Source organism: Dellaglioa sp. CoH-56-MRSF-13 (assembly GCF_056782095.1).
Genome location: NZ_JBXAYC010000001.1, coordinates 166,982 through 191,405 on the forward strand (window position 1 = coordinate 166,982; position 24,424 = coordinate 191,405).

A 24,424-nucleotide genomic window follows, 5' to 3' on the forward strand; every position below is an offset into this window, starting at 1 on the left:
TGAAAAGGGGTAATAAAATGAAAATGATTAATTTAGGCGATAGCGAACTTCAAGTATCATCTGTCGGTTTGGGATGCATGCGCATGCCAGAATTGTCGACTGGGCAAGCTGCAGAAATGATTCAAACATCAGTTGATCATGGCATTAATTTCTTTGATCACGCAGATATTTATGGTGCAGGAAAAGCTGAAGAAGTGTTTGCGGCAGGATTTACTGAAACTGGGTTATCACGTGAAGACATTATTCTTCAATCAAAATGTGGTATCGTTCCAGGTGTAGAGTATAATTTTACTGCTGAACACATTGAAAAAAGTGTTGACGGTATTTTAAAACGATTAAATACGGAATATATTGATAGCTTATTGTTACACAGACCTGATACGTTAATGGAACCTGAAGCTATTGCTCGTGTATTTGAAAAACTACAAAAATCTGGAAAAGTACGTCATTTTGGTGTTAGTAATTTCTATCCTGGGCAAGTTGATTTATTACAACAAGCTTTGGATATGAAACTATTAGTTAACCAACTCCAATTCGGTGTCATGCACACTGGAATGATTGATTTGGGAACAAATGTGAATATGGTTAATGATGCTGGAATTAATCGTGATGGCGGTATTTTAGAATATTCGCGTCTTAAAAAAATGACGATTCAAGCATGGTCACCATTCCAATACGGATTCTTTGAAGGTACATTCTTAGATAATCCAAAATTTGCTGAATTAAATGAAGTTTTAAACCGTTTAGCTAAAGAAAAAGAAACAACTAATACTGGAATCGCAACAGCATTTATTCTACGTCACCCAGCTAAAATGCAGGTGATTGCTGGAACAATGAACGCAAAAAGAATTGTTGAAATTGCGAATGCTTCAGAACTTGAGCTAACACATGAAGAATGGTACGAAATTTATCGTGCAGCAGGAAATAAATTACCATAAATGAAAAAATTAAAGTAACTAACTAATTACTATTTTAGTTGGTTACTTTTTATATTAAGCGTATGAAAATTTCGTAGTTAACATACTGGGTATGGTAAAATTAGAATTAATAGGTGGTGGATTTGATTTGGAAAACAAATATGAGCATGTTTATCGTGAAATTAAAGCGAAAATTGTCGCGGGTGAATATGAAGTAAACGATAAATTAATGACTGAATCACAGTTAATGTCGATTTACGAATCTAGTCGTTATGCGGTTCGTAAAGCAATTGGTGATTTAGAGAATGCAGGGTATGTCTACCGAATACAAGGTGGCGGTATCTTCGTTAATGATTGGCATACTGTAAAAAAAGTGACACAAAATAATAAAATAATTGGTGTCATGACGACACATATTGCTGATTATATTTTTCCAAATATTATCACTGGAATAGATCGTATTATTTCTGAAGAGGGATATACAATCATGCTAAGTAATACGCTTGATAATGCTGAAAAAGAACGATATAGCCTTTTAAGAATGCTTGAAATGAATTTATCTGGACTAATCGTAGAACCAACACAAAGCGCATTAATAAATAAAAATAAGGATTTATACGAAAAGATAGTGGCGCAAAAAATACCAGTCCTTTTTATTAATGCACATTATGAAAACTTGGAAATTCCATACTTAGAGTTAAATGATTTTAATGGTAGTGAGGTTGCTACAGAGCATTTGATAAATGAAGGACATGGAAAAATACTTGGTATTTTTAAAGTGGATGATAAACAAGGTCAGTTAAGAATGAATGGATTCGTGCAAGCTTATATGGAACATTCAGCTATTTCATACCAAAGTGAGATATTGATGTACCAATCTGCTGATTCAATGCAAAATATCTATAAAAAAATTGAAAAGATTCTGCATAGATCGGATCATCCAACCGCGATTGTTTGTTACAATGACCAGCTTGCCATTAAATTAATAGATATTGTTAAGTCGATGGGAATGAAAATTCCTGAAGATATCTCAATTGTTGGTTTTGATGATTATCAATTATCAAAATATATGTCACCTAAATTAACAACAATTAGACATCCAAAGGAAAAAATGGGCCGAGAAGCTGCGACGATGTTATTAAAAATGATTAATTCTAAAACAATGTCGGCGAAATCTGTCGTATATGATGCAAAGCTAATCATTCGAGAAAGCGTTAAAAATAGGAATTAAAGCATGATAAGTATTACTCAAATTTGAGTAATACTTATTTTTTTGAAATTCATTCGAACAAATAAAAATAACTATTGATTTGTTCGAATGAATGTGAGAAAATGACCTTGTTGATAAATGCAAACGTTTTCAGAAAACGGTTGCTGTAGGTTTTTCGGTTGGTCGTACCAATCGGACAATAAAATTTGGAGGTGTCATATGCAAAAAGAAAAGAAAATATCTAGTAAGTTTATTTACTTTTTTGGGTCATTCGGAGGAATTTTGTTCGGATACGATATCGGGGTTATGACGGGGGCTTTACCATTCTTGCAAAAAGATTGGGCTCTTCAAAATAGTGCCGGAACCGTTGGTTGGATTACTTCAGGAGTTATGTTCGGTGCCATCTTTGGTGGCGCGTTAGCCGGTAAGCTTTCAGATAAGCTAGGTCGACGTAAAATGATTTTGATGTCAGCTATTATTTTCGTTATTGGTTCATTACTCGCATCATTCTCACCAAATAATGGCCAAATGTATTTAATTATTGTTCGTATTTTCCTTGGACTAGCAGTTGGTGCTTCATCAGCATTAGTACCAGCATACATGTCAGAAATGTCTCCGGCTAAATTACGAGGACGACTATCAGGAATTAATCAAACAATGATTGTTTCCGGAATGTTACTTTCATATATTATGGATTTTCTATTAAAAGATTTACCTGAAGCATGGGCATGGCGCGTTATGCTTGGCTTAGCAGCAGTACCAGCTGTTGTTTTATACTTTGGGGTTTCACGTTTACCAGAATCACCTCGTTTCTTAGTTAAAACAAATAAAGTTGATGAAGCTCGCCAAGTATTAACTTGGATTCGTCCAGCTAATGAAGTTGAACAAGAATTAGCTGATATTCAAACTACTGCGGGTGAAGAAAATCATATTGAAAAAACATCAATGGTTCAATTATTCACAGGTAAATATCGTTACTTAGTTATGGCCGGTGTTGGTGTTGCTGCATTCCAACAATTCCAAGGGGCTAACGCAATCTTCTATTACATTCCTTTAATTGTTGAAAAAGCAACTGGGAATGAAGCAAGTTCAGCACTAATGTGGCCAATTATTCAAGGGATTATCCTTGTCTTAGGTTCACTCTTATTCTTAGTTATTGCAGATAAATTTAAACGTAGAACACTTTTAATTCTTGGCGGTTTAGTAATGGGACTATCATTTATCTTACCTACAATCATTAACATGGTTGTACCAAATACGAGTCCTATGATGATTGTTGTTTTCTTATGTATCTACGTTGCATTCTACTCATTTACATGGGCTCCACTTACATGGGTATTAGTTGGTGAATTATTCCCATTAGCTGTTCGTGGAAGTGCTTCAGGAATTGCATCTTCAGCTAACTGGATTGGATCATTCTTAGTAGGACTATTATTCCCTATTATGACAGCTTCAATGCCACAAGATGCTGTGTTCGCAATCTTCGGAATCATTTGTTTATTAGGTGTTCTATTCATTCGTTTCTTCGTTCCAGAAACACGTGGTCGCTCATTAGAAGAAATTGAAAAAGAAGGTACAAGAAATTAAGTAACCTATACGTTAGGAGTGTAATTGATATGGATTTAGTAAAAACATCTCAAGCAATAAAAAATGGTCAAGTTTCACTTGGAATTGAATTAGGCTCAACACGTATCAAAGCAGTTTTAGTTACGGACGATTTTAAGACAATTGCAACAGGGAGCTTCAATTGGGAAAACCAATTGGAGGATGGTCTTTGGACTTATTCTCTTGAACAAGTTTGGACGGGGATTCAAGCTAGTTATAGACAAATGGCTGCAAATGTTCAAAGCAAATACCATGAATCATTAACAAAAATAGATTCAATTGGTATCAGTGCTATGATGCATGGTTACCTTGTCTTTTCGAAATCTGATGATTTATTAGTTCCCTTTAGAACATGGAGAAATAATAATACAGAACAATCAGCTGATGAATTAACAGAGTTGTTAAACTTCAATATTCCACAACGTTGGAGTATTGCACATCTTTATCAAGCTGTTTTAAATAATGAAGCCCATGTAAATGACATTGGTCATTTAGAAACATTAGCTAGTTATGTTCATTATATGTTATCTGGTAAAAAAGTTATCGGAATTGGGGATGCCTCTGGTATTTTCCCAATTGATGAAAAAACAGGCACATACTCAGCTGATTTATTAGATAAATTCAGTGGTATTGAAAAAGTTTCTGCTTATGATTGGGATATTAAAGACATCCTACCTACTGTTTTGAGAGCTGGTGAAAATGCTGGATCATTAACAGATACAGGAGCTAAATTACTTGATGTTAGTGGCAAACTTGAAAGTGGTAGCTTGATGGCACCACCTGAAGGTGACGCAGGTACAGGGATGGTTGGGACCAACAGTGTACGTAAGAGAACAGGTAATATCTCAGTTGGAACCTCTGCTTTTTCTATGACTGTTTTAGATCAGCCTATGAAAAAAGTGTACAAAGATATTGATATTGTAACAACACCAAGTGGTGCGCCAGTTGCAATGGTTCATGTTAATAATAGTTCGTCAGATATTAATGCATGGGCTTCAATCTTTGGCGAGTTCGCAGCAAAACTAGGTGTTCATTTAACACCAGATCAGTTGTATGAACGATTATTCTTAGAATCAACTCATGCTGATGCCGATGCAGGTGGATTAATGAATTATAGTTACTTATCAGGTGAAAATATTACACATATGCCTGAAGGTCGTCCATTATTTGTTCGAACACCTAACAGTAACTTTACATTACCTAACTTCATCAAGACGCAATTATATGCGGCATTTGCACCACTTAAGATTGGAATGGATATTTTAAGTCAAGAAGAACATATCCAAACTGATGTAATGATTGCTCAAGGTGGTATTTTAAAAACAGCTGTAATCGGACAACAAGTATTAGCTAATACGTTGAATATTCCAATTACGGTTATGAATACTGCTGGTGAGGGTGGACCTTGGGGAATGGCTGTCTTAGCAATATTTGCTAAGAAAAATAATAACGGTCAAAGCTTAGAAGACTTCTTAGATCATGAAGTTTTTGTAGACCCAGAAAGTATGACGTTAAGCCCAGAACCTGAAGGTGTAGAAGGTTACAATACATTTATAGCTAGATACGAAGCTGGCTTGTCTATTGAGTCAGAGGCAATAAAAAAAATTAAGGAAGAAAAGAGGAACTAGTATATATGTTAGAAAAGCTAAAACAAGAAGTGTACGATGCTAACATGCTGTTACCTAAGTACAACTTAATTACCTTTACATGGGGTAACGTGAGTGGAATCGATCGTGAAAAAGGGTTATTCGTCATCAAACCATCTGGTGTTGATTACGATGATTTAAAACCTGAAGATATGGTTGTTGTTGATTTAGACGGTAAGAAAATTGAGGGTGATATGAATCCCTCAAGCGATACAGAAACGCATCGCATTCTATACAATAACTTCCCTAATATTAAAGGTGTCGTTCATACTCACTCACCTTGGGCTGTTTCATTCGCACAAGCAGGCTTGGATATTCCAGCAGCCGGTACAACACATGCAGATACCTTTTATGGCTCAGTTCCAGCAAGCCGTATCATGAATGAAGCTGAAGTTGTCACAGAATATGAAAAACAAACAGGTGACGTGATTGTCGAAACGTTCAAAAAACGTGGACTCGATCCTGATCAAATTCCAGCTGTTTTGGTTAATGATCATGGTCCATTTACATGGGGTACATCTGCTTTAGATGCTGTGCATAATGCTGTTGTCTTAGAAGAAGTTGCAAAGATGACTTATCATACATTGCAATTGAATCCACATGCAATTGACATGCCACAATACTTATTGGATAAGCATTTCCTAAGAAAACATGGTAAAAATGCATATTATGGTCAAATTAAACACTAAAACACGTTTTTAAAAATAATAAACTATTAGGAGGAATTATATTATGTTAAAAGTTAGTGAAAAAGAATTTTGGTTCGTTGTCGGTAGTCAAGGTTTATACGGTCAAGATGTTTTAGACGTTGTTCAAGGTGATGCAGAAAAAATTATTGATAATTTAAATGCTAGTGGTTCACTACCATACAAAATTGTCTTTAAAGAAGTTGCAACAACTGCTGAAGTTATTACTAACATCATGAAAGAAGCTAACTTTGAAGACAAAGTTGCTGGTGTGATTACTTGGATGCATACTTTCTCACCTGCTAAAAACTGGATTCGTGGAACAAAATTATTACAAAAACCATTGCTACATTTAGCAACACAATTTGGTGAAAATATTCCTTGGTCAACAATTGATATGGATTACATGAACACAAACCAAAGTGCTCATGGAGACCGTGAATACGGCTTTATCAATGCTCGTCTTCAAAAACATAATAAAGTTGTTGTTGGTTACTGGAAAGATGAAGCAGTTCAATCACAAATTGCTGACTGGATGGATGTTGCTGTTGCTTACGGTGAAAGTTTCAACATTAAAGTTGCTCGTTTTGGCGATAACATGCGTAATGTTGCCGTTACAGATGGTGATAAAGTTGAAGCACAAATCAAATTTGGTTGGACTGTAGATTACTTTGGTATTGGTGATTTAGTTGCTGAAATGAAAGAAGTAACTGACGCTGAAATTAATGCAACATATAAAGAATGTGAAAGTATGTACGATATGGTTGTTGGCGACAACGATCCTGCCTTCTACGAAGACCATGTTAAAGAACAAATTAGAATTGAAATTGCTTTACGTAAATTTATGGAACGTGGTGGCTACAATGCATTCACATCTAACTTCGAAGATCTTTGGGGCATGAAACAATTACCAGGTATGGCTGTTCAACGTTTAAACGCTGAAGGTTATGGTTTCGCTGGTGAAGGTGACTGGAAGACTGCTGCAATCGACCGTTTGATGAAGGTTCTTGCACATAATAAAGCTACTGGATTTATGGAAGATTACACGTATGATTTACGTGCGGGTCATGAAGTAACTCTTGGTTCACATATGTTAGAAGTTGATCCTACATTAGCTTCAACAAAACCACGCGTGGAAGTACATCCATTAGGTATTGGTGACCGCGAAGATCCAGCTCGTTTGATCTTTGATGGTTCAAATGGTAAAGGTGTCGTTGTTTCAATGTCTGACTTTGGTACTGAATACAAATTATTAATTAACTCTGTTGAAGGTCAAAAACCAGAAGTTGAAGCTCCTAACTTGCCAGTAGCTCGTCAATTATGGATTCCAGAACCAAGTTTTAAAGAAGGCGTTCATTCATGGATTGAAAATGGTGGTGGTCATCATACTGTTCTTTCAATGAACGTGAAGGAACAACAAGTTGTTGATCTTGCTAAGATGTTTGATCTTGAATATGTTGAAATTAAAAAATAATTAATATTTTAAAGGATATCGCTGTTAAAGCGATATCCTTTTTTTGTGTAAGAAGAGTAATCAAATATGATTTATATCAAATAAAATCGGTGCTTACGAAAATAAAGATTCGTAAGCACCGATTTAGATTTCTAATGATAATAATTGAGAATTTTATCTGCATCTGAAAAAATAATCTCAGACTTTCGTGTTATAGATTTCCATCCACAATTTGTTCTAAAGTTGTTTTTGAAGGGATAAAGAATAAATTACCGGTTTCAGCGGTACTGAAATCTAATAATCGATCACTTTTACTTTCGAACATATTAATGAGCATTCGATTAGTTACTGCAAAATGACGTGCGTAACCAATGAAGTATGTCCCTGTAATGTCTTTCCCAGGTTCTGAGAAGGGAACGTTCATACGGACAATTTTATGCTCAATGCCATCTTTCATATCTTGTGAAGCAACGTTATGAGAATTTGGTAATTTTTCTTCGTCAGTTAATTCTAAATCAGAATCTTTCTTCCGACCAATTGCTTTTTCTTGGTCTTCAGTCTTTAAGGCATTCCAAGCGGCCATATTATGGATATACTTTTGAGCAAAAGCATAAGAACCGTTTGTAAAATCAGGATCTTCGCCCCCAATAACGGCGTAATCGAGTGCTTCATTAACATCTGGGTTTTCAGTACCATCAATGAAACCAATAACGGCGCGGCCTTCAAAATAACGGAAGCCGTGTGTTTCATCTTCTACAGTTGTGACATCCTTAATGAAAAGCATAAATTGCGCCATAACTTCATAGACAACAGCACTTTCACCAGCGCGAACATGAAAGAATAAATCGCCAGGAGTTGAAATGGCAGTGTATTTAGGCCCAACAATTTCTTTAAAATGGGTAAGTTCAACAGGTTTGATAGCATCAGGGAAAAGATAATCCCAAGCATCAGAGCCAAAACCAAAGGCAACTTTTAAGTTAGCTTTTGGATAACGAACGTTCATACTACGGATGATGGCCGGAATACGGTCAGATAGCTCTTGAACTGCTTCTAATTCAACTTTTTGATCTTTGTGATTTAAGTTTAGAATGGTGAAATTAACAGCTTCACCTAAATCTTTATAAACATCTTGTGTTAACTTTTCGTTTACTGACATAATAAATGCTCCTTAGACTTTTAATTTCCTTTAACGATTATAACCATTTTACCTGCATTATGTGGTGAATTTAATTGTTTATGGGTTTCAATAATATCGGTTAAATTAAAGTGATATTTTTTTGCTATTTTAATTTCTAATTCATCTTGCATCATTAAATCTGTTAAGAAAGTTAGCGTGTCACTATCTTTTAACTCTTTAACATTCTCAACAAGGTAGTAATCTGCGAGTGGCTTTGATGCTTGAACAGAGTCGGTTGGAACGCTAACTAACGATACCATTCTGCCGTTTGTCTTCAATGCTTTGACGCCTACCTCACTGCCAAGACCGCCAGGAGTTGCATCAACAACAATGTCAGCCATATCTTTAAAAGTTTCGGCGGGATTTTCTTTATCGTAGGCGCTATAATGATCTGCACCTAGTCGACGAACATAGGGTTCGTTGGTGCTTGAACCACTAGCGAGAACAGTTAATTCCATCAATTTAGCAAGTTGCACTAAAATCGATCCGACACTTCCAGAAGCGCCTTCAATAAAGATGGTTTCACCAGCCCTTGCTTTTGCAAAAAAGTTCAAAATATTGTATGCCGCTATACCAGGTGTTGGTAGCCCAGCAGCTTCAGCAATCGTCATATTATCAGGTCGCTTAGCAATATGTGATGTAAAGACGACAAGTTCTTCTGCGTAGCCACCGAAAGCCTTATGAACAACAACAGCATCACCGATATTAAAATGAGTAACTTCATCGCCAATTTCAGTAATAATACCCGTTACGTCACCTCCAGGTACAATTGGAAATGGTAAAGGCATAACGTCTTTCATATAACCGGCACGTAAAATTGCATCAAATGGGTTAATGCCAATCGCTTCGATTGAAACCCTAACCTGTTTTGATTTAAGCGCTACTTCTGGATTAACTTTTAATTCCTCAAATACGGTTGCGTCACCATATTGGTTAAAGCCAAATGCTTTCATAAGTATAACCTCCCTAGATTAAAATCATATTGGTACTAGTCCCAATATACCATAATTTTAAGAAAAGGTTTACAAAACGAGGGAGAATAACAAATTTTGTAACAATGTATTTTGCGCAATCTAATTGACAACGTATTTTTGAAGATGTATAATATCCATATTGGTAAATGATAGCGTTTTCATAAATAATTAAAAAGAAAGAATGTGAGTTATTTGGAAAAATATATTTTATCTATTGATGAAGGAACGACAAGTACAAGAGCAATTATATTTAATCACAAAGGTCAGAAAGTTTCTGATGCACAACGCGAATTTCCACAATATTTTCCTCAACCTGGCTGGGTTGAGCACAATGCAAATGAGATATGGAACGCAGTATTATCGACAATCGCAAATACATTTATCGATTCCGGGATTAAACCTAAGCAAATAGCAGGAGTTGGGATTACCAACCAACGTGAAACAACTGTTATCTGGGATAAGAAAACGGGATTACCCATCTACAACGCAATTGTTTGGCAATCACGTCAAACGGCAGAAATTGCGGAACAATTAAAACAAGATGGCTATGATGAATTAATTCATGAAAAGACAGGATTACTGATAGATGCCTACTTCTCAGCAACTAAAATTCGTTGGATTTTAGATCATGTTGATGGCGCCCAAGAAAGAGCCGAAAAAGGCGAATTACTTTTTGGAACTATTGATACTTGGTTAACATGGAAATTATCAGGTGACGAAACACATGTAACTGATTATTCTAATGCTAGTCGGACAATGTTATTTAACATTCATGATTTGAAGTGGGATGAAGAAATTCTAAAAATTATGAATATTCCAGCAGTTATGTTACCAGAAGTTAAATCAAATTCTGAAGTTTACGGACATACGAAAGATTATCATTTTTATGGTAGTGAAGTGCCAATTTCAGGAATGGCTGGAGATCAACAAGCTGCTTTGTTTGGTCAAATGGCATTTGAACCAGGAATGGTTAAGAATACTTATGGAACAGGTTCATTTATTGTCATGAATACAGGGACAGAACCTAAATTATCTAAAAATAATTTATTAACGACAATTGGTTATGGGATTAATGGTAAAGTTTATTACGCTTTGGAAGGTAGTATCTTCGTTGCTGGTTCAGCAATTCAATGGTTAAGAGACGGGATGCGCTTGGTGGAACATGCACCAGACACAGAACAAGCAGCTAAAGAATCGACGAATGATAATGAAGTTTATGTTGTACCTGCCTTTACAGGATTGGGAGCACCTTATTGGGATCCTGATGCACGAGGTTCAGTCTTTGGAATTACTCGTGGAACAACACGTGAAGATTTCATTAAAGCAACGTTACAATCATTGGCTTACCAAACTAGAGATGTTGTGAAAACAATGGAACTAGATACGGGAATTAAAATTCCGTTACTAAAAGTTGATGGTGGTGCAGCTAAGAATGATTATCTGATGAATTTCCAAGCAGATATTTTAAATACACCTATCGAACGTGCTCATGACCTTGAGACAACTGCTTTAGGAGCAGCCTTCTTAGCTGGATTAGCCGTTGGTTATTGGAAAGACCTAGAAGAACTCAAAGCTGAGTATACTGAAGGGGATATTTTTAAACCAACAATGCCTGTGGAAGAAAGCGAAGATCTATACGCAGGTTGGCAACAAGCGGTTGAAGCAACTCGAGTATTTAAACATAAACCAATGAAGAAAAACAATAAATAAGGGGGATACAACTATGTCATTTTCAGCAACATCAAGAAAACAAGATATCGAACGATTAAAGAATGAAGAATTGGATTTATTAACAATTGGTGGTGGTATCACCGGTGCCGGCGTTGCTATTCAAGCAAGTGCTATGGGTTTAAATAACGGATTAATTGAAATGCAAGATTTCGCTGAAGGAACATCATCGCGTTCAACAAAATTAGTTCATGGTGGTATTCGTTACTTGAAGACATTCGACGTCGGAGTTGTTTCTGATACTGTTCAAGAACGTGCAGTGGTTCAACATATTGCACCACATATTCCACGTCCACAATCAATGTTATTGCCTATTTATGATGAACCCGGCGCAACTTTTGATATGTTCTCAGTAAAAGTTGCAATGAATTTATATGATCAATTGGCAGGTGTTGTTGATCCTCAATGGGTTAACTACACAATTTCTAAAGCAGAAGTTTTACAACGCGAACCACAATTAAAATCTGATAAATTAATGGGTGGCGGTGTCTACCTTGATTTTAAGAATAATGATTCACGTTTAGTTATTGAAAATATCAAAAAAGCACATGAAGATGGCGGCTTGATGGTTAGTCGTATCAAGGCTTTAGACTTATTGCATGCTGACGGTAAAATTACTGGTGTTCATGTATTAGATTTAATTAGTGGCGAAGAATTTGATATTCATGCTAAATATGTTATTAATACAACGGGTCCATGGTCTGATTTTATCCGTAAAATGGATACTGATGAAGATTTTGTACCACAAATGCGCCCAACAAAAGGTGTTCATTTAGTTGTTGATTCTAAAAAATTAAATGTACCACAACCAACATACTTTGATTCTGGAAAACAAGATGGTCGTATGATCTTCGTTGTGCCAAGAGAAGATAAAACATATTTTGGAACAACAGATACTGATTTCCATGGTGATTTTGAACATCCTCGTGTTGAACAAGAAGATGCTGATTACTTACTTGATATTATTAACGAACGTTTCCCAACAGCTAATGTCAAAATTAGTGATATTGAATCAAGTTGGGCTGGATTACGTCCATTGATTTCATCAAACGGAAGTTCAGATTACAATGGTGGAAACTCAGGTAAAATTAGTGAGAAGAGTTTCAATGATGTTATTAACGTTATTGAACGTTTTGAAAAAGATGAAGTAACTAAAACAGATGTTGAAGATGTCTTGAATGATTTGGAAAGTACACTTTCTGAAGATAAGACAAGTGCATCACAAGTTTCACGTGGAAGTTCATTGACTATTTCAAAAGATGGCTTATTAACATTAGCTGGTGGTAAAATTACAGATTACCGTAAGATGGCTGCCGGTGCCATGGCTGCAATTACAAAATTATTGAAAGATAATTATAGTCAAGAATTCAATGCGATTGATTCTAAAAACTTACCTGTTTCAGGTGGTGATATTGATCCTAACAACGTTGAAGCAACAATTAGTTTCTTCGCAAAACAAGGAATGGACAATGGGTTGACTGAAGAAGAAGCTACAGTATTTGCTAACTTATTTGGTTCAAATGCAGCACGTGTATTTAGTCAAATGACTCACGTTAAAGCAGCAGAAGGACTTTCTTTAGGTGAAACAGCTAGTCTTCACTATTCAATGGAAGAAGAAATGACGTTAACACCAACTGATTACTTAATGCGTCGTACTAACCATATTCTTTTCCATCGCGATACATTAGATGCTGTTAAAGTTGGCGTAATTAACGAAATGGCAAGTTACTATAGCTGGACTAAAGAAGAAAAAGCAAAACAAACTGCAGATTTAGATGCAACAATTGCAGAATCAGATATGAATTACTTAAAATAACCATCAAAAATAGGGGTGAGTGTGATGACAACAAGTCTTATGACGCAACTTTTGGGTGAATTTTTAGGCACAATGATTTTAGTATTATTAGGTAATGGGGTTGTTGCTGGTGTTTCGTTACGTAAGTCAAAAGCTGAAGGTGCTGGTTGGATTGCAATCACATTAGGTTGGGGAATTGCCGTAACCTTGGGTGTCTATGCGTCAGCCTTTATGGGACCAGGACATTTGAATCCAGCTGTAACTTTGGCAATGGCAATTGTTGGTAAGATTGCTTGGTCTTCTGTATTACCATATATGGTTGTCCAGGTTGCTGGTGGTATCGTTGGTGCTTTTCTGGTATGGGTTCAATACATGCCACATTGGAAAGAGACGAAAGATTCTGATGCAATATTTGGATCATTCGCAACTGCTCCTGCAATAAAAAGTAATCTATATAACTTTTTAAGTGAATTAATTGGGACATTTGTCTTAATCTTTAGTTTGCTAGCATTCACAAAAGGTAACTTTACAGATGGTTTAACACCAGTCGTTGTTGGTATCTTAATTGTTGGTATTGGTCTTTCACTTGGTGGGACAACTGGTTATGCAATTAATCCGGCCCGTGATTTAGGTCCTCGTATTGCACATGCTATTTTACCAATTGCGAACAAAGGTGGATCAGATTGGTCATATAGTTGGGTACCAATTTTCGGACCATTTGCTGGCGCAGTGATTGCCGCAGGGTTATTCTTAGCTGTAGCATAGGTTAAATGTCTGAAATAATTTATTATTAAGTTAAACCTCTATTATTGAATTTTAATTCAATAATAGAGGTTTTTTATAGTAAATTTTAAAGGGTATTTTTATTGTATATTGATAAATTATGCGATATAATAATTTTTCAATCGTATTTATACGAATAGATTAAGCATAATAAAGGATGTGTAACAGTGACTGTATCTTACTTAAGACTGGCAACGCCAGAAGACTTACCAGCAATTACAGGAATTATTGAGGAAGCAAAAGCTTACCTTAAAGAACAGGGAATTGACCAATGGCAAGGTGCTTACCCGGCGGCGAACCATTTAGAACAAGATATTAAAGATCAATTGACTTATGTCTTAATGGTTGGAGATGAAATCGCAGGAACTGCTGCACTTTGGCTAGGAATAGATCCTATGTATCTTAACATTGAAGATGGCGAATGGATTAATGGCCCACAAGCACGTTATTCGGCTATTCATCGAGTTGCTGTTTCTTCAAAATTTAGAGGTCAACGTTTATCAGAAAAAATGATTTCAGGCTTATTAACAATTGCGAGATCATTGGGTTACAAAGATGTTCGCGTTGATACACATCCTGAAAATAAAGGGATGCAACATGTCATTACCTCAAATGGATTTGATTATAAAGGTATCATTCATATGGAAGATGGCGTTAACTCAGCACGATATGCTTACCAAATTATTTTAAAATAAAACGTTTAAGACAGCGAATGATATCGCTGTCTTTTTTTGTGAAAAAAGTAACAATTTGAATTTTGATAAGGTATACTAGTATCAATATGAAGGAGGGATTTTTTTGATTTCAACAGCAACGACTTTAGCGGGTTCAAATTTTGATAATTGTATGATGAATGCATCGGGTGTTTATTGTATGGATAGCGACGAATTACTTGCCGTCGAAAGTTCTAAGGCGGCAACTTTTGTAACGAAGAGTGGCACGCTTCAACCACGTAAGGGTAATCCAGAACCTCGTTATTTTGAAACAGAATTCGGTAGTATTAATTCAATGGGCTTACCAAATAATGGCGTTGATTACTATTTAGATTTTGTCTCTCAAAATCAGATAAACCATCCTGGTAAAACATACTTTTTATCAATTACGGGTTTTAATCTAGCGGAAGATCTCGAGTTACTTCAAAAAGTAACAGATTCAGATTTTGCAGGAATTGTTGAATTAAATTTATCTTGTCCTAATGTACCAGGAAAGCCCCAAACGGGTTATGACTTTGAAACAGTTGATGCGATATTAAAAGCTGTTTTTAATAGTTATCACAAACCGTTAGGAGTTAAATTACCACCGTACTTTGATATTATTCATTTTGATCAAATGGCTGCTATTTTAAATAAATATCCATTGTCTTATGTCAATAGTATCAATAGTATTGGGAATGGACTATATATTAATGATGATACAGAAACGGTCGTTATTAAACCCAAGCAAGGTTTTGGTGGTATTGGCGGCGAATATGTTAAGCCGACTGCTTTAGCTAATGTACATGCGTTCTATCAACGATTAAATAAGAATATTCAAGTAATCGGAACTGGTGGCATTCAAACTGGTAAAGATGTTTTTGAACATATTCTATGTGGAGCAAGTATGGTGCAAGTTGGAACAGCGTTGATGGTTGAAGGACCCGCTGTTTTTGAACGACTAACAACTGAGCTAGAAGAAATTATGGCAGAAAAAGGGTACCAAAGTATTGAAGATTTTAGAGGAAAATTGAATTATTTATAGGGATGAGATAGGGAAAATTATACCAACTTTATACGAAGGTATATGGGCAAACAGCTGAAATTAGTCATGGACTAATGGACTATAGACGTAACGATATTTAGCTTTAAATGGAATGAGATAATTTACCTAATTAAATGGTGAATTATCTCATTTTTAATTAATAGAATAGTGTTAGTAGTAGTTAATATTTATAGATAAAAAAATATTAGTAGTTATGTGTGCAAACGCTTGCACAATGCTTTATTCAGTGCTATTATTTAGACAAGATAAGTTGGGTGCAACATAAAAGGGGAGTTTAATATGACAGATTACATTACAAGCGATTTAGAAAAAGATATTACCGTTATTAATGCTTTTGATTTAGAAAAAGATGCAGAAAAGATTATTCCAAAGGGTGGATTTGGTTATATCTCTAGTGGAGCTGGAGATTTGTATACTTTAGAAGAAAATATAAAGGCATTTAATCATAAACTAATTAGACCTAGAGTGTTACAAGAAATTGATCATCCCGATACAAAAACAACTATTTTCGGAGATGAAATCACATCGCCTATTATTATGGCACCAGTTGCTGCACATGCATTAGCTCATGTTAAAGGTGAAATTGATAGCGCTAAGGGTGTTTCAGATTATGGTTCAATCTACACAGCAAGTTCATTTGCAACGAAATCATTTAAAGAAATATCAAGTCAAGCTAATGGTCAACCACAATGGTTCCAATTCTATATGAGTAAAGACGATGGTATTAATCGTAATATTATGGATGAAGCAAAAGCTAATGGGGTTAAAGCAATTGTTTTAACTGCTGATGCAACTGTTGGTGGTAATCGTGAAACAGATAAACGTAATGGATTCACTTTCCCACTAGCAATGCCAATTGTTCAAGCTTATCAAAGTGGTGTTGGTCAAACAATGGATGCTGTTTATGGTTCAGCAAAGCAACGCTTAAGTCCAAAAGATGTTGAATTCTTAGCAGAATATTCAGGTTTACCTGTCTTTGTTAAAGGAATCCAAGGTGGAGAAGATGCAAGTGTTGCAATTAATTCAGGTGCTGGTGGCGTCTGGGTTTCAAATCATGGTGGTCGTCAAATTGATGGCGGAATCGCTGCATTTGATGCACTTCAAGAAGTAGCAGAAACTGTTGATAAGCGTGTGCCTGTTGTCTTTGATAGTGGTGTAAGACGTGGAGCTCATGTTTATAAAGCCTTAGCAAGTGGTGCAGACTTAGTTGCAATCGGTCGCCCAGTTGTTTATGGCTTGGCACTTGGTGGTCATAAAGGTGTTCAAAATGTCTTTAATTACTTCCAACATGAATTAGAATTAACAATGCAATTAACTGGAACGCATAATATTGATGAAGTTAAACGTACTAAATTAATCGATAATCCTTACGGAAATTAAAAAAATATAAAAGTTAGTTAGCACTTAAAAACTGTTAGATTGGTTGTTAAAACCTTTTTAACAGTTTTTTTATTTTTGAAAATAGTCAAAACACGAACTTTAAATGTTAATAAATCTACAAAAGTGCGTATTTTGTATTGATTTTTTATTTAATTCGCGTAATATACTGTACATAATATAAAAAATCACAACATAGGGAGATTATATTGCATGAATAATACAGAGGGAAAATCAGGTATTTTTGATCGGTTATTTCATATTAATGAGTCAGGTTCAACGGTTAAACGTGAATCAATGGCTGGATTAACAACTTTCGTATCTATGGCTTATATATTATTCGTTAATCCTCAAGTTTTGGGCGCTGCGGGTATGGACAAAGGAGCTGTGTTTACAGCAACAGCAATATCTGCCGCGTTCGGTTGTTTCTTGATGGCATTCTTAGCTAATTATCCTATCGCAATTGCTCCAGGATTAGGTGACAATGCATTCTTTACTTATTCAGTTGTTATTGGAATGGGTATTCCATGGCAAACGGCAATGGCCGGTGTTGTGGTTGCCTCAATTATCTTTATGCTTATTACGTTCTTTAAAATTCGTGAAATTGTGATAGATGCAATTCCACATGACTTAAAATTAGCAATGGCCGCAGGTATTGGGTTGTTTATCGCTTTTGTTGGATTACAAGAAGGTGGACTTATCATTGGAAACCAATCAACATTGGTCGCGATTGGTTCACTAACGGTGCCAACTACATGGCTGACAATTTTTGGACTCGTTGTGATTGTTATCTTAATGGCTAAAAAAATTCCTGGCTCAATCTTTATTGGAATGGTTGCGACAACTATTTTAGGGTTAGTTATGGGACTTATCAAATTACCAACACATATTATTTCTTCTGTTCCAAGTTTGGCACCAACATTTGGAGTAGGGGTTGAAAATTTACATAAAATTAACTCACTTCAACTTTGGTCTGTTGTTTTAATATTCTTGATGGTAGCCTTTTTCGATACGGCGGGAACTTTAATCGGGTTAGCTACTCAAGCAGGATTTATGAAAAATAATAAAATGCCACGAGTTGGTCGCGCGTTATTATCTGATTCTGCTTCAATGTTAGCCGGATCTGTTCTGGGAACAACACCAACTGCTGCTTATGTTGAATCATCAGCTGGAATTGCAGTTGGGGGAAGAACTGGACTGACATCATTAGTTGTCGGGTTTATGTTCGTTCTAAGTTTATTCTTTTCACCACTTCTGACAGTTGTGACATCACAAGTGACGGCGCCCGTTTTAATCGTTGTTGGTATTTTAATGGCACAATCATTAAAGGGTATTGATTGGGGTCGATTTGAAGTAGCAGTACCAGCATTTTTAATGGTTGTCGGAATGCCTTTAACTTACAACATCTCGTATGGTATTGCCTTTGGTTTCGTATTATACCCAATTACAATGATGGCAGCAGGTCGTAGAAAAGAAATCGGGCCTGTAATGTATATCTTGTTCTTTGTATTCCTATTCTTACTTTACGTATTAAATATTCTTCAATAACATATAAAATTGATGGGTGGATAACTAAATGACACAGACGTTAGCACAGTTAAAAGACTATATTTCTGCAGGTGCAGCAAAAATTCCTGCAGATTTAGTAATCGAAAATGGCAAGTTAGTTAATGTTATGACAAGTGAGATTTATCAAGCAAATGTAGCTATCTATAAAGAGAAAATTGTTGCGATAGGTAATATTGAAGCTTATATCGGCAATGATACGGAACATATAGATGCAACTGGAAAGTATATAACGCCAGGATTAATTGACGGACATATTCACGTTGAATGTAGCAAAATGAGTATGACAAGTTTTGCTAATGCTGTTGTACCTTTTGGAACAACGAGTATTATTTCTGGTTTAGATGAAACAATATCAGTTGCCGGACTAGAAGGTGTTCAAGAAGTTTTTAAAGAGGTAGAAAAATTACCGCTTAATTTATTTTGGGGTGCACCATATAAGACACCATATACAATTCCAAAATCAACAATTGCTTTTAACATCGATTCAGATGTTCAAGAAACAATTCAAAAATGGACAGAATGTTACGGTATCTGGGAAACGGTTAGAGAAGCTGTTGAAACACAAGATGAAGATACGTTAAAAACGTTGGTTCACGCACAAAATAATCACCAACCCATTTTCGGTTGTGCACCAATGGCAACCGGATTGAAATTGAATGAGTATTTAGCAAGTGGTGTTCGCTTAGATCATGAAAGTTATAGTCATGAGGAGCTTGTTGAAAAAGCACGGAATGGGATGAATATTTTAATCAGGGAATCATCCGTTACACATTTCTTGGCAGAAAATATTCGAGCAGTTACTGAAGTTAATCCAGCAATTGCACGACATGTTAGTTTCTGTACAGATGATGTAACTGCATCTGATATTTTACAAAAAGGACATCTTGATAACCTTGTTAAATTAGCTATTCAAGCAGGTGTAGAACCAATTACAGCAATTCAAATGGCAACAATAAATAGTGCTGAAGCTTATCGAATTGATGATCAAGTTGGGTCTGTATCGCCAGGAAGACTTGCTGACATATTGATTGTTGATCAGCCAAGTTCATTTAATGTAGAAATGGTTATTAGTCGGGGCAAAGTTGTTGCCAAAAATAAAAAAATAAGTGAAATGTTGATTGCACCAATCAGAAGTAATTTATTTAAAGGCCAGTTGAAGCATGAGTTAACCTCTGAAAAAGATTTTGAATATAAAGTTAATGAAAAAGTAGGAATGGCAACTGTCCAAACAATTAATAGTCAGGGTGCTTTTGTTCGAAAAAGAAAAGATGTTGAATTAACGATAGAAAATAATATCGTACAACCTAGTCCAGAAAAAGATGTCGCTTTAGTTTCTGTATTAGAACGATTTGGTAAAAATGGAAATCAGGCACTTGGATTTACATCTGGATGGGGCTTGAAAAAAGGGGCAATGGCATCATCTTCTGCACCTGATGATAATAATATTGTCGTTATGGGTGTCAATGCAAATGATATGTCGATTGCTACAAATGAATTAATTAAAGCAGGCGGTGGTCAAATTGTTGTTATTGATGGAAAAATTATTTCATTTTTAGCATTACCTGTGGGTGGTATCATGAGCGACTTATTACCAAGTGAAATTGAAACTGGCGAAATTGCGCTAAGAAAAGGGTCAAATTTAATGGGTAGTGATTTACCTGATCCAATATTTTATATGTCATTTTTACCAATTACGGCAATTCCAGATTTGGCAATTACTGATTTAGGCATGGTAGATTGTGTCGCTTTAGAAATAGTTGATCCAATTATTAAGATATCATCTCTTAAAGGATAAGGAGTTATGATGGAAAAAGAAAATTTAAAGAAGTTAATTGATGTTGCTGCTGGCCGAATTCCTGCTGATTTAGTCTTAACTAATGGCAAAATTATTGATGTTTATAATGCACAGGTAATGACTGGGGATGTCGCAATTGTTGATGGCCTTATTGCTGGAATCGGTGGCCAATATGATGGGGATAAGACGGTTGATGTTCATGGTCAATATATTTCACCAGGATTTATTGATCCACATATTCATATAGAATCTGCCTACGTTGGACCAGAAGAGTTTGGCCGTTTAATAACGCCGCATGGGACAACAACGGTCATGGCAGATCCACATGAAATTGTGAATGTAGCGGGCCTAGTTGGACTCGACTATATGATTAATGCAGCTAAAGAAACAGCCCTTAATATCCAATACATGCTGCCTTCATGCGTTCCAGCAACAAAAATGGAAAATTCTGGAGCGGTTATTTCGGCCAAAGACATGATTAAACCACTCACGAATAATGAGACAAGTGGCTTAGCTGAATTTATGGATTTCCCTGGTGTGATTAATGCTGAGAGTGATATTTTAGATAAATTACTGGTCGCAAAAAATTTAAATAAACGAATTGATGGGCATAGTCCTCAAGTTTATGACAAAGATTTAAATGCCTATATTGCCGCAGGAATTCAAAATGATCATGAATGCTCAACCCTTGAAGAAATGCAAAATCGATTAAGCCGTGGTATGTACGTCTTCCTACGTGAAGGATCTGTCACGCATAATTTAAGAACACTATTAAAAGGTGTCACAACCACTAATTCTAGAAGGGCCATTCTATGTGGAGATGATGTCCAAGCGAAAACAATTATTGAAAAGGGTCATTTAGATAATAGTTTGAAAATTTGTATCGAAGAAGGTATAGATCCTTTAGTTGCCATTCAAATGGCGACACTTAATACCGCTGAGTGTTGTGAGCTTAAAGATAGAGGTGCTATTGCACCTGGACTTAGAGCAGACTTAACAATTATTAGTGATTTAACGGATATGCTAATTTCAAGTGTCTATATTGCTGGTGAAAAAGTTGCTGAAGAGGGAAAATATTTACTAGAAACTAAAAGCTATACAATTGATAGTGTCCAATCGTCAGTCCATTTAGCTAACTTTAGTCAAGAAAAATTAGTTCTGCCTCTAACAAGTAATAGAGTTCATGCAATTGAAGTAATTCCTAACGAAGCAATTACAATAGATAGAGAAATTAATGTTAGTCGTGATGAACTAGGTAATTTTATCTACGATTCAAGTATTCCAGTTTCTAAAATTTCAGTTATTGAACGGCACCATGAAACGGGAAATATTTTCACGGGTGTCTTGAAAGATTACGGTATTAAACATGGGGCAATTGCTATTTCTATTGCACATGATTCACATAATTTAATTACAACAGGAACTAATGATCAAGATATGGCGTTGGCAATTGAGACTTTGAAAGATATTCAAGGTGGGATGGTCCTGACAAAAGATAACAAAGTTTTAATATCAATTCCATTGCCAATTGGCGGATTGATGAGTGACCAATCTGGAGAATGGATATCAGAACAGCTTGAACTATTTAATAAAGTTGCTTATAGAGAGCTCGGCATTAATGATACGGTGGATCCTGTGATGACATTAAGCTTTATGTCGTTAGCGGTGATACCGGAATTGAAAATAACTGATATGGGTTTAATTAATATCAATGAATTTAAATTTGAAGATGTTAGTGTGTAAGTCTGTTAAATCAATGATGAACGGTTGCCTTTATATTAAAATTATTGATAATTAGTTTTATTTAAAAAATGAAAGTTTTATCTGATGATTAAATGTGCTAAAATGTACCTGTATTAAAAAATGCAATACAGACGTATTGTAATTTATCTAGGAGGACTTCAAATGTCATTAGTAAATGGTACAAGTATGTTTAACGCTGCTCGTGAAGGTCATTACGCTGTTGGTGCTTTTAACACAAACAACTTAGAATGGACTCGCGGTATTCTTGCTGCAGCCCAAGAAAAAGGTGTTCCAGTTTTAATCCAAACATCAATGGGTGCTGCAAAATATATGGGTGGATATGAATTAGCTTTACACCTTGTTCAAGACACTATTAAATCAATGGGTATCACTGTTCCCGTTGTTATGCATTTAGATCATGGTGATTTTGAAGCTGCTAAAGAATGTATCGAAGTTGGTTACAACTCAGTTATGTTTGATGGTCATGATTTACCATTTGCAGAAAACTTAGAAAAAACAAAAGAAATCGTTGCTTTAGCACATGCTAAAGGTATCTCAGTTGAAGCAGAAGTTGGTTCAATTGGTGGAGAAGAAGATGGAATTGTCGGAGCTGGTGAATTAGCTGACGTTAACGAAGCTAAAGAACTTGCTGCAACAGGAATCGACTACTTAGCTTGTGGAATTGGTAATATTCATGGCCAATACCCAGCTAACTGGACTGGTTTAAACTTCGATCGCTTAGCTGAATTAGCTGCTGTAATCGAACAACCACTTGTATTACATGGTGGTTCAGGTATTCCTAAAGACCAAATCCAAAAAGCTATTAAAATGGGTGTTTCAAAAATCAACGTTAATACTGAATGTCAATTAGTATTCGCTGCTGCTACTCGTAAATATATTGAAGAAGGTAAAGACCAACAAGGTAAAGGTTATGACCCTCGTAAATTATTTGCACCAGGTACAAAAGCAATCACTGATCTTGTTGAAGATCGTATTGAATGGTTCGGTACAAGCGCAGCTAAATAATTTATTATTTAGTTCTTTCAAAAAGAGTTTTCAAAATCGTTATGATTTTGGAAACTCTTTTTTTGTGTCTTGAGAATTGAATGGTCATGGAATTATTAATAAAAGCTAGTTTAATTGGTTATTTGTAAACGTTTGCAATATAATGGAGAAGTACCTAAAACAGACAGAAAAGGGGATACTATGAAAAAAATAATTAATGATCCAAAAAATATTGTAAGTGAAATGGTTAATGGGTTAGTTAAGGCTTATCCACAATACCTACGTAAAATTGATAGTACGGAAGCTATGGTTAGAAGTGATGTGGCATCGATGGAAGATAAAGTTGGACTCATTAGTGGTGGTGGAAGTGGACATGAACCTGCCCATGCTGGTTTTGTAGGTCCCGGTATGTTGTCAGGTGCAGTTGCTGGACAAGTTTTTACTTCACCCACGCCAGACCAAATTTATGAAGCAATCAAAGCTGCTAATCACGGTAAAGGTGTTTTCTGTATTGTGAAAAATTACTCCGGCGATGTCATGAATTTTGATATGGCCAAAGAATTTGCTGAAATAGATGAAATTAAAGTGAAATCAATTGTTGTAGATGATGATATTGCAGTTGAAGATAGTCTATATACACAAGGAAAACGTGGTGTTGCGGGAACAGTGTTCATGCATAAAATATTGGGTGCTGCTGCAGATCAAGGAGCTACATTAGATGAAATAGATGAACTTGCTAAAAAAGTGATGCCAAATATTAAAACAATTGCGATTGCATTGAGTGGTGCGACCGTCCCAGAAGTTGGTAAACCAGGATTTGAACTTGCAGATGATGAAGTTGAATATGGCGTAGGAATTCATGGTGAACCCGGATATCGTCGTGAAAAATTAAAACCTTCTAAGGAATTGGTTGAAGAGTTACTAAGTAAACTAAAAGTTGCATTTGATATGAAATCTGATGATAAATATGCCGTTTTAGTTAACGGATTAGGAGCAACACCGTTAATGGAACAATATATTTTTATGAACGATACGCTTGATCAATTAAATAATAAAAAAGTCGATGTCGCATTTACAAAGGTCGGTAATTATATGACATCATTAGATATGGCTGGAATTTCTTTGACATTATTTAAAATTGAAGATGATAAATGGCTTTCTTATTTAAATTATACGGTAGATACAATCGCTTGGTAAGAGGAG

Annotated in this window: 19 protein-coding genes; 17 read left to right on the forward strand and 2 right to left on the reverse strand. The window is 35.6% G+C overall.

Translation table 11 applies throughout. The features are described from left to right. The first annotated feature begins 17 nt into the window (after positions 1-17). The 6 genes from AC1RP1_RS00805 (at position 18) to araA (ending at position 7,538) form a co-directional block, all read left to right on the forward strand. Positions 18-938, forward strand: a complete 921-nt coding sequence (locus AC1RP1_RS00805) for an aldo/keto reductase (protein ID WP_481761011.1) — start codon at positions 18-20, stop codon at positions 936-938. Between the two features lie 91 nt (positions 939-1,029). Further along, a complete protein-coding gene (locus AC1RP1_RS00810) occupies positions 1,030-2,148 on the forward strand; it encodes a GntR family transcriptional regulator (RefSeq protein ID WP_481761010.1) in 1,119 nt (372 codons plus the stop codon). 198 nt (positions 2,149-2,346) lie between these two features. Beyond that, the gene (locus AC1RP1_RS00815; protein ID WP_481761009.1) at positions 2,347-3,714 is read left to right on the forward strand and encodes a sugar porter family MFS transporter; all 1,368 of its coding nucleotides are present in this window, start codon (positions 2,347-2,349) and stop codon (positions 3,712-3,714) included. A gap of 29 nt (positions 3,715-3,743) precedes the next feature. Beyond that, entirely contained in the window at positions 3,744-5,360 is a 1,617-nt protein-coding gene (locus AC1RP1_RS00820) for a xylulokinase (RefSeq protein ID WP_481761008.1), read from the forward strand. Positions 5,361-5,365: 5 nt separating this feature from the next. Next, on the forward strand, positions 5,366-6,067 hold the full coding sequence (locus AC1RP1_RS00825) for an L-ribulose-5-phosphate 4-epimerase (protein WP_409021771.1): 702 nt from the start codon (positions 5,366-5,368) through the stop codon (positions 6,065-6,067). Positions 6,068-6,110: 43 nt separating this feature from the next. Further along, positions 6,111-7,538: an L-arabinose isomerase gene (gene araA / locus AC1RP1_RS00830; protein WP_481761007.1), complete on the forward strand. Its 1,428-nt coding sequence runs from the start codon at positions 6,111-6,113 to the stop codon at positions 7,536-7,538. A 190-nt stretch (positions 7,539-7,728) separates the two neighbouring features. Here the strand turns inward: araA and AC1RP1_RS00835 are convergent, their stop codons facing one another. Next, a complete protein-coding gene (locus AC1RP1_RS00835; RefSeq protein ID WP_481761006.1) occupies positions 7,729-8,673 on the reverse strand; it encodes a Dyp-type peroxidase in 945 nt (314 codons plus the stop codon). Positions 8,674-8,693: 20 nt separating this feature from the next. Beyond that, positions 8,694-9,647: an NADP-dependent oxidoreductase gene (locus tag AC1RP1_RS00840; RefSeq protein ID WP_481761005.1), complete on the reverse strand. Its 954-nt coding sequence runs from the start codon at positions 9,645-9,647 to the stop codon at positions 8,694-8,696. Positions 9,648-9,860: 213 nt separating this feature from the next. Between AC1RP1_RS00840 and glpK the strand changes: the two genes are divergently transcribed. The 11 genes from glpK to dhaK all read left to right on the forward strand — a co-directional run bounded on the left by glpK (position 9,861) and on the right by dhaK (position 24,418). After that, positions 9,861-11,378, forward strand: coding sequence for a glycerol kinase GlpK (glpK, locus tag AC1RP1_RS00845; RefSeq protein WP_481761004.1), 1,518 nt, complete (start codon positions 9,861-9,863; stop codon positions 11,376-11,378). Between the two features lie 13 nt (positions 11,379-11,391). After that, positions 11,392-13,212 carry a type 1 glycerol-3-phosphate oxidase gene (glpO, locus tag AC1RP1_RS00850; protein WP_481761003.1) on the forward strand — a complete coding sequence of 607 codons (1,821 nt, stop codon included), beginning with the start codon at positions 11,392-11,394 and terminating at the stop codon, positions 13,210-13,212. 24 nt (positions 13,213-13,236) lie between these two features. Next, positions 13,237-13,956 (forward strand): MIP/aquaporin family protein, encoded by a 720-nt coding sequence (locus tag AC1RP1_RS00855; protein WP_409022824.1) that lies wholly within the window; start codon positions 13,237-13,239, stop codon positions 13,954-13,956. A gap of 185 nt (positions 13,957-14,141) precedes the next feature. After that, a complete protein-coding gene (locus AC1RP1_RS00860) occupies positions 14,142-14,669 on the forward strand; it encodes a GNAT family N-acetyltransferase (RefSeq protein ID WP_409021765.1) in 528 nt (175 codons plus the stop codon). Positions 14,670-14,772: 103 nt separating this feature from the next. Next, positions 14,773-15,711: a dihydroorotate oxidase gene (locus AC1RP1_RS00865; protein ID WP_481761002.1), complete on the forward strand. Its 939-nt coding sequence runs from the start codon at positions 14,773-14,775 to the stop codon at positions 15,709-15,711. A gap of 300 nt (positions 15,712-16,011) precedes the next feature. Beyond that, a complete protein-coding gene (locus AC1RP1_RS00870; protein ID WP_481761001.1) occupies positions 16,012-17,112 on the forward strand; it encodes a lactate oxidase in 1,101 nt (366 codons plus the stop codon). A gap of 210 nt (positions 17,113-17,322) precedes the next feature. Continuing rightward, positions 17,323-18,657, forward strand: coding sequence for an NCS2 family permease (locus tag AC1RP1_RS00875; RefSeq protein ID WP_481761000.1), 1,335 nt, complete (start codon positions 17,323-17,325; stop codon positions 18,655-18,657). A 28-nt stretch (positions 18,658-18,685) separates the two neighbouring features. Beyond that, entirely contained in the window at positions 18,686-20,473 is a 1,788-nt protein-coding gene (locus AC1RP1_RS00880; RefSeq protein WP_481760999.1) for an adenine deaminase C-terminal domain-containing protein, read from the forward strand. Positions 20,474-20,482: 9 nt separating this feature from the next. After that, a complete protein-coding gene (ade, locus tag AC1RP1_RS00885) occupies positions 20,483-22,216 on the forward strand; it encodes an adenine deaminase (protein ID WP_481761144.1) in 1,734 nt (577 codons plus the stop codon). Positions 22,217-22,378: 162 nt separating this feature from the next. After that, positions 22,379-23,242, forward strand: coding sequence for a class II fructose-1,6-bisphosphate aldolase (gene fba, locus AC1RP1_RS00890; RefSeq protein ID WP_481760998.1), 864 nt, complete (start codon positions 22,379-22,381; stop codon positions 23,240-23,242). Between the two features lie 180 nt (positions 23,243-23,422). Next, complete coding sequence (gene dhaK, locus AC1RP1_RS00895; RefSeq protein WP_481760997.1) at positions 23,423-24,418, forward strand: dihydroxyacetone kinase subunit DhaK; 996 nt, start codon at positions 23,423-23,425, stop codon at positions 24,416-24,418. Positions 24,419-24,424: the final 6 nt, after the last annotated feature.